The 8,947-nt window shown below is 48.1% G+C and carries 10 protein-coding genes; 4 read left to right on the plus strand and 6 right to left on the minus strand.

From position 1 onward, the window contains the following. Window positions 1-463: hypothetical protein (locus tag B5G28_RS15280; RefSeq protein WP_343215560.1), on the plus strand; the 463-nt coding region annotated here is incomplete at its 5' end. Between the two features lie 745 nt (window positions 464-1,208). Further along, window positions 1,209-1,565 carry a helix-turn-helix transcriptional regulator gene (locus tag B5G28_RS13515; RefSeq protein WP_087249646.1) on the plus strand — a complete coding sequence of 119 codons (357 nt, stop codon included), beginning with the start codon at window positions 1,209-1,211 and terminating at the stop codon, window positions 1,563-1,565. A gap of 88 nt (window positions 1,566-1,653) precedes the next feature. Here B5G28_RS13515 and B5G28_RS13520 read toward each other — a convergent pair whose 3' ends face one another. From B5G28_RS13520 to B5G28_RS13540, 5 genes are all read right to left on the minus strand, one after another. Continuing rightward, window positions 1,654-1,872 (minus strand): hypothetical protein, encoded by a 219-nt coding sequence (locus tag B5G28_RS13520; RefSeq protein WP_087249648.1) that lies wholly within the window; start codon window positions 1,870-1,872, stop codon window positions 1,654-1,656. Between the two features lie 172 nt (window positions 1,873-2,044). Next, a complete protein-coding gene (locus tag B5G28_RS13525) occupies window positions 2,045-2,461 on the minus strand; it encodes a response regulator transcription factor (protein WP_242967631.1) in 417 nt (138 codons plus the stop codon). Window positions 2,462-2,523: 62 nt separating this feature from the next. After that, a complete protein-coding gene (locus B5G28_RS13530; protein WP_087249652.1) occupies window positions 2,524-4,272 on the minus strand; it encodes an ABC transporter ATP-binding protein in 1,749 nt (582 codons plus the stop codon). Beyond that, window positions 4,272-6,074 carry an ABC transporter ATP-binding protein gene (locus B5G28_RS13535; protein WP_087249654.1) on the minus strand — a complete coding sequence of 601 codons (1,803 nt, stop codon included), beginning with the start codon at window positions 6,072-6,074 and terminating at the stop codon, window positions 4,272-4,274. Before B5G28_RS13535 ends, B5G28_RS13530 begins: the two co-directional genes overlap by 1 nt. Window positions 6,075-6,164: 90 nt before the next feature. Continuing rightward, complete coding sequence (locus B5G28_RS13540; RefSeq protein ID WP_087249660.1) at window positions 6,165-6,782, minus strand: TetR/AcrR family transcriptional regulator; 618 nt, start codon at window positions 6,780-6,782, stop codon at window positions 6,165-6,167. Between the two features lie 315 nt (window positions 6,783-7,097). Here B5G28_RS13540 and B5G28_RS13545 point away from each other — a divergent pair, with 315 nt between their 5' ends. Then, window positions 7,098-7,343: a heavy metal-associated domain-containing protein gene (locus B5G28_RS13545; RefSeq protein ID WP_087249656.1), complete on the plus strand. Its 246-nt coding sequence runs from the start codon at window positions 7,098-7,100 to the stop codon at window positions 7,341-7,343. Between the two features lie 360 nt (window positions 7,344-7,703). Here the strand turns inward: B5G28_RS13545 and B5G28_RS13550 are convergent, their stop codons facing one another. Beyond that, window positions 7,704-8,603 carry an FAD-dependent oxidoreductase gene (locus B5G28_RS13550; RefSeq protein ID WP_087249658.1) on the minus strand — a complete coding sequence of 300 codons (900 nt, stop codon included), beginning with the start codon at window positions 8,601-8,603 and terminating at the stop codon, window positions 7,704-7,706. A 245-nt stretch (window positions 8,604-8,848) separates the two neighbouring features. On the opposite strand from B5G28_RS13550, the gene B5G28_RS14590 reads away from it, so the two are divergent. Further along, the coding region (locus tag B5G28_RS14590) for a LysR family transcriptional regulator (protein ID WP_144265560.1) at window positions 8,849-8,947 on the plus strand (99 nt) is incomplete at its 3' end.

Raw genomic sequence — 8,947 nt, forward strand, 5'->3', positions numbered from 1 at the left:
CATTTTTTACCCCTGCGAGACTTCTCAGATTTCTAAGACTTCTAAGACTTTTGATACTTTCTCTTATTTTCTCACAGGTCAGTACTTTTTTACAGTCGGGGGATTATGGAGCGCTTACGCAAAAGCAACAGGCGCGTTGTTGACACGGGTAACGGTTGTGCCGACCCAACCAATCAAAACATTGATTCCTTCACGAAGCGAACGGACGGTCTACATTGTTAGTAATTCCCGAACGGAAACCAAGCAAGCAATTTTGCCACTTTCAGCCCCAGTTAGTATTTCAATGTTACTATGTTTCGGAAATCGGCACAACCATATAACCGTCTGTGATGAAACTATTTTAATTTCACCAATAGGATTGTACCATCAAGCGATGCTCCAAACCGCTCATGAAGCTCCACAAAAAGATCAATTGACGGAACTCTTTCACCCCGTTCCAAATTTCTCATATAGCGATCGCTGATATTCAAATCGATTGCAAGCTGATCTTGTGTCAGTTCACATTCTTTTCGAAGCGATTGAATCCGTTCACCTACTGCATATGGATCATAGTTCATCACACCCTCCGTTTCTTCCGGCTGGAGCAGGCGGAGCTTCATCTCCTACGCTGGAGACAGCCAGCACGCGATTTTTAATCAAGACAAAGCGACGGGTCAGGGGAACACGGCACTTTATAATTCCGCCCTGGACTATGGATGCTGCCAGTATTCTCGATAAAGGTGAAAACCACACTGTCACCTTATGCCACGGACATAGATAGTTCGCTTTCATTTCAATAATTCTCCCGTTATTTTTGTAATGCAGATACTCGACTTCGAAACACTGGGCGGTCCACGGCACTTTAACTTTAAAAGCACGAAAGCGCCAATCTCCCAAAACGGGAAACTGGCGCAGCATAAGATATCAGCATTATAAAAGACATTAAACCAGAACGATTGTGCCGGTCCAACTACAGTCTGCTCTGCATTGAAAGCCAGGCTTTTTTTGATGCATTACCAAAACAAAAAATCACAGTTATCCCTCCAAAGACGGAAACTGTGATCAAAACAGCGCATGAATACTCCTCGGTCAAGTAACCGTTTTTTATAACCTGACCGAGTTAGAATATAAAATTATCAAAATCGGCACAATCCGACCTTTTTTCTGAACCAATAAGGTTATACCAGGAATCAAACAAGAACGATACAATACAATTAAGGTGAACAATCATGCCGAATTCCGATATAGCCGCTTTGGGAAAACAGATTCGTACTGCGCGCAAGAAAGCCGATTTAACGCAAGAGCAGCTTTCTGCCCTTTGTCATGTATCAACAAAGCATCTTGCTAATATTGAGAAAGGAATCATGAATCCGTCCTATGAGATACTTTTGGCAATTTTTCGTGTTTTGCCAGTTTCTTTGGATGCTCTGATTCTACCTCGAACAGCCGAATCTGAATGTGAACTGAAAGAACTGGACCAAATATACTTATCTTGTCCAGAACCAGTAAGGAAAGCCCTGCTGGATTCTACCCGTTCACTTGCAATGAATCTCAAAGAATTTTATAACAAAATCAAATTATCATAATATTCTTTTCCTTGCTGTACAGTATATCATAGATTGCCAAGCTTCTATGCCAAAGCCAAACTAAAATCAAACCATTTCAATACCAATTTCAGTTATCCATTCTTCTTACATCCAGTTCTGTCTCCAAATCATTGGCCAACACCTGATAAAGTTCTTCTGGCTTCTGGCAGAGAACCGCACTAAAATTAATAGGCTCACCTTCGTTGAATAGTCTTACATATCCCCAGCGGCAAGGAACCACTTCCAAATAAGAGGACTCTTCTAAAAAAACTCGAAAACAGTTTAAAACATCATTAAATGTTTGCATAGGCCAATCTCCTTATAATGATTTTTCTCTATTGTAAAGTGTTCCATATTCATATTGCAAGGATATGACGTCTTTTTTCATTTTATTCATTTGTCAAAATACAGCTGTCAAAATACAACAAAAGCCATCCCAACGAATCTAGGGCCTAAATTCGTTGAGATGGCTTTCCTTATTATGGATTTCTTATAGAATGTGTAATATCTTCAGGCCTCGGCATGAACTGGTAACCACGATTTGAAACGGTTCCAATGTATTGCGGATGATCTTTGTCATCCTCAATTTTCTGTCGAATTCGTCCAATTGTACTGGATACAGCTCGCAGATAGCTGTCGCTGTCCTTGTGCCAAACTGCTTCAAAAATTTGCTCTTTTATAAACAGTTTGCCAGGATGCCGTGCCAAAAGGCTTAAAACGCCATATTCATAACGGCTCATATAAATTTCTGATCCATTTTTGAACACAAGGTGACTAGCTAAATGAATTTCTAAACCTGGAAAATACAATATCTTCTGGTCTACATAAGATTTTTCAGACCATTCAAAAATAGTTTGTTCGTGTGATTTTCCGTTATCCTTTGTAAATCGGACCACGATCTCTATTTTTCCATATGAATTCAAAAAATGTTATTTTTTAAGTTTTGACGGCAGCCGATTTATGCCTGCTTTAGATTCCATTGAGCGCTCTCGCTCTGAAGCTCTACCATCCGCCGGTAAAGACCGCCTTGCGCCATCAACTCCTGCGGGGTACCCTGCTGGGCCACCCGCCCTTCTTTTAGCACCACAATGTGATCCGCGCCGGCCACTGTGCGCATCCGGTGAGCGATGACTAACACTGTTTTGCCCGCCAAAAGCCGGGAGAGGGCGTCTTGTACTTTAGTTTCATTTTCCACATCTAGAGAGGCAGTGGCCTCGTCCAGCAACACAATAGGAGCATTTTTCAGTAGTGCGCGGGCAATTGAGATCCGCTGGCGCTCGCCGCCCGAAAGTTTAGTTCCATTTTCGCCGATGGATGTATGGTACCCTTGCGGCAGCTTTTTGATAAACTCCTCGCAGTTGGCAGCTTTAGCCGCTGCCATCACCTCTGCATCCGAAGCTCCTCGTTTACCCAGTCGGATATTTTCCATCACTGTATCGTCAAACAACACTACATCCTGAAAGACCATGGAATAATCGGTTAATAATGCCTCCGGGTCCACCGTAGAAATATCTATCTCCCCCACTTTGATCGTCCCTCTGGTAACATCCCACAACCGTGCTGCAAGCCGGGCACAGGTGCTTTTGCCAGAGCCGGAAGGCCCTACTAGCGCAGTGATCTCGCCCTCCTTTGCGGTAAAGGTGATATCATTCAGGACAACCTTTTCATCATAAGCAAAGCCCACATGGTCGAACACAATATCATGCCCTTTGGGACAGAACTTCTCTGTTCCTTCTGCAATCGGGGTATCAAATAGTCTATTCATCCGATCTGCCGAAACCTGAGAAACAAACAGCTCGGCGATTAGTGCCAGACTCTGGTCAAAAGGCGCATAGATTCGGGTGATGACCATCAGGAACAAAAATAGCAGCATAAAGTCTATCTGCCCAGCCAGAATCAATTGGGCCCCCACGAGGATTGTGGTCGCTACTCCCAGCCGCATAATAACACTAGCCCCATTGACGAACAAACCAGTGACCAGCTCGCCGTGAATCATGATCCGCTCATGGTCGTTGATCTTTTGATACAATCCGACAAGATACCGCTCTTCCTGATTGGCAGCCCGAATTTCTCGAACATTTTCCAGGGCTTCCTGCATCCCGTCCGAGACCCGAACAGCGGCCTCCTTGGTCTGCCCGGCCTGGCGCTCTGCCATCTTTCTGCTCCCAAACAGGAGGCCAAAAGCCACTGGTACTCCCCAAAGACAAGCAATGGCCAACCGCCAGTCGTACCAGAACAGGCAGGCCGTGATCACAGCCGTAGAGATATAGGAACCATACAGGTAGCCCAACACATGGCTCCAAACATGTTCCATACGGTTGACGTCTCCCATTAGAGTTTCTGTTAAGTCAGCCAGATCATGTTTTCCAAAAAAACCAAGGGGCAGTTTTCGCAATTGTTCCGCCAAACGCAGGCGAGAGGCCTTCACTTCGCCGTACACAAGGCCGTAGGTGGTTTTGTATTGCTGGAGATGGGTCAAAAACGACAGAAGAGCAAACACTACAAGACCCGCCAGCACCTGGAGAGCACCGGGCAGAGGAGTACCTTCAGTCAGAGTTGCCATTAGTCCGGACATCACAAAATGCAGGATACCGACGCCACCCATCACCACCAGATTGACAATCACCGTCCAGAAGACGCCCTTTTTGACGTTCTCTACCCCCTGGTCGGTCAGGGCGTACTTCCGCTGAAACTTTGTTCCAAACATTACCTTTCCTCCTTGCCACTCTCCATTTTCCATCGGATTGCCTGGTTGTAATCCGTCCACATTTGGGTGTACAACCCGCCTGCCACGATCAATTCTTTGTGAGTGCCCTGCTCTATCAGCTGACCATTGTCCAATACCAAGATTTTGTCCGCTCCCACTACCGTAGAGAGTCGGTGGGCGATCATGATGACAGTGCGGCCTTTCGTCAGCCGGGCAAAGGCTTTCTGGATCAAAGCTTCATTTTCCGGATCAGCAAAAGCAGTAGCCTCATCCAGTACCACAATGGGAGCATCCTTCAAAATAGCCCGGGCAAGGGCGACTCGCTGTGCTTCGCCGCCAGAGAGATAGGTTCCCTCTGTTCCGATCACGGTGTCCAGTCCCTGGGGCAGCTTTTCCAAAATGTCGCTGCATTGCGCGGCTTCCAAGGCAGCAAGAACCTGCTCTCGACTGGCATTGGGGCGGGCTGCACGGACATTTTCTAAAATACTGGCCTTGAACAGTCGGTTATTCTGAAATACAAAAGCAACCTGATCCATCAACATATGCGGATCGATCTGGCGCACATCCACCCCGCCAACTTCCACAGTACCTTCGTCCACATCCCAAAACCGGGGGATCAGGCTGGCCGCTGTGGTCTTGCCGCCGCCCGAAGGGCCCACTAGAGCCACCGTCTCCCCTGGTTCGGCGGTAAAGGAAAGATGTGACAAGGCAGGGGTCTGCGCCCCGTCATAGGTAAAGCTCACGTCCCGAAACACTACTCGGTTGTCTTTGGGAGTCTGAGGTTTATCCGGCGCTGGCAAGGTAGGAGCGTCCATTACCGGCTGGATGCGGCCCAGGGCGGTATCAGCCAGCATCATGCCGGACGCAGCAAACATAATCCGGGCCAACGCCGTGGAAAGGATGGCTGAAAATACGGCATAGAAAGCAAAATTTGTTACAAAGCCCTCAAAATCACCAGTTGCCAGAGCCCCGGGCGCTAGAAATAACACCACCGGCACTAAAAACAGAAAGGCCCCCTCAGTAACGGTTAGATTGATAGATTGCGGCACACGGCAGATATCACCCTGATAATGCTCCGCCTTGGTGCTGTAATCCTCAATGGCCTGCTGAAACGCTTTGAAGGAGTACACGGTCTGCTGAAAGATCTTGACCACTGGGATTCCCCGGACATACTCTGTGCCGGCTTTAGCCATCCGGTCTTGGGCCGCCTGGTATTCCGCCATCAGTCCAGCGTTTTTGCCACCCATCATGCTAAACATAGCTAGGATTGAGATCACCGCCGCCAGCAAACAAGCCACACCCATGCGCCAATCAAAAACCAACATCAGCGCCAGCATGGAAAGAAACAGAGTGAACGTGCCCACGATATCCGCCAAATTGTGAGCCAGTAGGGTTTCTGTATCGGCAGCAGCGGCATCCAGTCGGCTGCGGATCAAACCAGACGCATTTGTGTCAAAATAACCTAACGGTGCCCTCATAACATGAGCCATACCCTGCTTGCGGATGTTGGCCGCCGTGCGAAATGCTGCTAAATGCGTACACATTAGGCCCAAAAAGTAGATCAGGATACCACCCACAGCGAAAGCAAAGGCTATCCAGCCGTAGCGTATGATGCTCTGAGCCTGTGTCCAGTCCGGAGATACTGCGATCAGATCCCTCGCTGCCAGCCAGATACAGATATAAGGTACCATACTGCACATCATGGATATCCCCGACAGCCCTAGTCCCAGAAAAGTAAGCCGTCTGTGGCTACCCGCATACCCTAGCAAGGCAGCCAAGGCATTTTGCTTTTTTTGCTTCATAAATATTCCTCCCTTTGGTTAGTTTATGCTAACTTGCAGTATAAAAGAAAGAGGGCAAAGCCCCTATCTTACTAAAAACCGATACAGCAGTTACTGGCCTATTAACTTCAGCCAGCCTGCAGTGTAAAAATCCCGCAGTTGATCCACATAGCACATGGCCCGCTCCTTGGGCATATCGTGGATAACAATCTCAAAGATGCCGTTGAACATCCCGCTAGCAATGATATGGCATAGTTGCTCGTCCAGTGTAGGACATACACGCCCCAAGCGGCGCAGTACCTCAATGTACTGAAGAGTATACTCCACCTCCACTTCCACCATGTTGTGAACAAAGCGCTCATAGCTGGTGCCTTCAGCCTTGCATAGCAACAACTTTACTGGCTCCCTGTGGTCGCAGATGTAGTCCACCATCCAATGGACACACTGACTGGATTCCAGCCCCATATGGTCCGGCTGCTCCTGCTCCGGCAACTCAGCAAAAGAAGTTTGAGCCTTCATAAACTGGCCCATCAGAGCGGCGGCGTGGGGCTCCACAATGGAGGCAAAAAGCGCCTCTTTGCTGGAAAAATAGCCATAGAACGCACCCGTGGTGACACCGGCCTGCTTCACAATCTGACGCAGGGAGGCCCCCAGAAATCCCTTCTCTGCAAACTCCTCCATAGCAACCTGTTGGATCCTCTCCAAGGTGGCAGTAGTTTTTTCTTCCATTTCTGCCCTCCGCATAACATCGTTATATAACACTGTTATCATAAATCACTCCTCTTGATTTGTCAATAGGAGTAAATGGATTCCTTACTAAAATGGCCGTATTGCCCTAAAATCCCCTCCCGGCATGACAACAACATCTTGGAATAAATACATTTACCACTGGAACCGTCTTACTCAACAGAGCCGGTATGAAACCTACATGGCAATACCTTGCAATTTTGTCTTACAAGGTGTATTCTATAGTTAGAATCACCTAACCGCTTAGTTGATCCTAACGCAGTTTGACCTTGCAGAATTGAGAAAGGATGAGAACCCATGTGGAAGTATACAATAGAAGTCAACGGAATGATGTGCGGAATGTGCGAGTCCCATGTCAACGATGCCGTACGCAAAGCTTGTCCGGTGAAAAAGGTTCGTTCTTCCCGTGCGAAATGTCAGACAGTGGTCATCTCTGAAGCAGAGCTGGACCCGGAGCTCATTGCAGCCGCTATCCGTGGTACGGGATATGATGTCGGCATGATCCAGAAGGAGCCCTTCCAAAAAAGATGGTTGTTCGGTTGATGCTCTGAGTAACAGGCCTCCCCCATTCCCGAATTCCCGGCGCGGAGGTCTTTCCCTATGGCTCTTTTGAGATTTTTGCATATCAGCAAAACGTACCAAGGTTTTTTTACCAGCAGCTTACTCCGACTGCACTTTTCTAAAATTATAGGCATTGCTTTCGATAGATATTGTGACAATGAGCAGCCTGGCTGCCACTACGCCCCAAGTATTGTACCAATATACAGTCAACCATTTTAGAGGGTCATAGATAATAGATAGCTATCAAGTGTATAGCAAAACTCCCCAGAACCACCATGCAGCGGTTCCGGGGAGTGTTACAATCGCAATCCAGCGGCAATTCGCCAGACACAACAATATTTATTATTCCATAGCAGCGTTTATGGCGGCAATGGCTCCATCAGACACAGCGGTAGCAACCTGGCGAACCTGTTTGACTCGGATATCGCCGGCAGCATAGACACCAGGAATAGCGGTCTCCATCTTGTCGTTGGTGGGGATGTATCCACCTTCCAAAGCCAGTTCTGTATAGAGTTCCGTGTTGGGGAGTATACCGGCATAGACAAAAATGCCGCAGCCGGGATCCTCTATCGTTTCAATACTGCCATCCTGTTCGCTGGCAATCTCCAGCTGTTCCACCTGATCCTGCCCGTAAACGGCATGCAGGCGGGATGCCAGGCGCACCGAGATGTTGCCTGCAGCGGCTACCTTTTGGCGGAACTCCGCAATGCACCCCAACTGCTCTTCAAAGTGGATCACTGTCACCTGCTTTGCAAAGCCAGCCAGATACAGGGCCTCTTTCACTGCACCATCGGCTCCACCCACCACGTACACATTTTTTCCGGCATAGGCGGCGCCATCTCTGGCAGCATTCATGCCCATGCCCTTGCCGGCAAGCTCCTTCTCGCCGGGAATACCCAGTTTCCGCGGCGTGCCGCCGTTTGCCAAAATGATACGCTTGGCCTCATAAATGCCCCTGTCCGTGGTCACAGACTTAACCTCTCCTGTCAGCGCCACATGCACAACCTCGGCCTGAACGATCTCTACCCCGGCCTGGAGCGCCTGCTCTTTCATCCGAGCCGCAAATGTAGCTCCGGTTTCCTGCTTCTCAATGGCAGTATAGTGCGTAACAGTGGAAACTTTGCCAATGATACCGCCCACCTGGGCTTTTTCCAGAATCAATGTACGCTTTCCACGACTAACTGCATAAATGCCTGCACTGATACCCGCAGGGCCTGCTCCGATGATGATTATATCGTACATAGTCATATGCTTCCTTTCCATGTTACCGTCAAGAACAAACCAACAGCACGAAACCATTCTATGATCTGTTTCCGCTGGCTCTACCGTGGGTACAAATCCGGCCATTCGCCGAACATTCTCCCGGAGAATATGCTGCGGTGCGCTCAGATCATTGATGTTTACACCTTGATTATAGCGCCAATCATTGATAAAATAAAATGCAGAATTGTTATACAGTTATAAACCCACGTAATAGGTGATATGTCATGCTGGATCCTCGATGGAACACATTTCTTGTCTTGTGTGAGACCATGAATTATACCCGGGCTGCGGAGCGGCTTTGCCTCACTCAGCCCGCAGTAACC

It is taken from the genome of Faecalibacterium sp. An77 (assembly GCF_002161315.1).
Lineage (GTDB): Bacteria > Bacillota > Clostridia > Oscillospirales > Ruminococcaceae > Faecalibacterium.

Excerpts from the sequence above, each read along its gene's own strand:
- B5G28_RS13515 (WP_087249646.1), top strand. The coding sequence starts at position 1,209 with ATGCCGAATTCCGATATAGCCGCTTTGGGAAAACAGATTCGTACTGCG.
- B5G28_RS13520 (WP_087249648.1), bottom strand. The coding sequence starts at position 1,872 with ATGCAAACATTTAATGATGTTTTAAACTGTTTTCGAGTTTTTTTAGAA.
- B5G28_RS13530 (WP_087249652.1), bottom strand. The coding sequence starts at position 4,272 with ATGTTTGGAACAAAGTTTCAGCGGAAGTACGCCCTGACCGACCAGGGG.
- B5G28_RS13535 (WP_087249654.1), bottom strand. The coding sequence starts at position 6,074 with ATGAAGCAAAAAAAGCAAAATGCCTTGGCTGCCTTGCTAGGGTATGCG.
- B5G28_RS13540 (WP_087249660.1), bottom strand. The coding sequence starts at position 6,782 with ATGGAAGAAAAAACTACTGCCACCTTGGAGAGGATCCAACAGGTTGCT.
- B5G28_RS13545 (WP_087249656.1), top strand. The coding sequence starts at position 7,098 with ATGTGGAAGTATACAATAGAAGTCAACGGAATGATGTGCGGAATGTGC.
- B5G28_RS13550 (WP_087249658.1), bottom strand. The coding sequence starts at position 8,603 with ATGTACGATATAATCATCATCGGAGCAGGCCCTGCGGGTATCAGTGCA.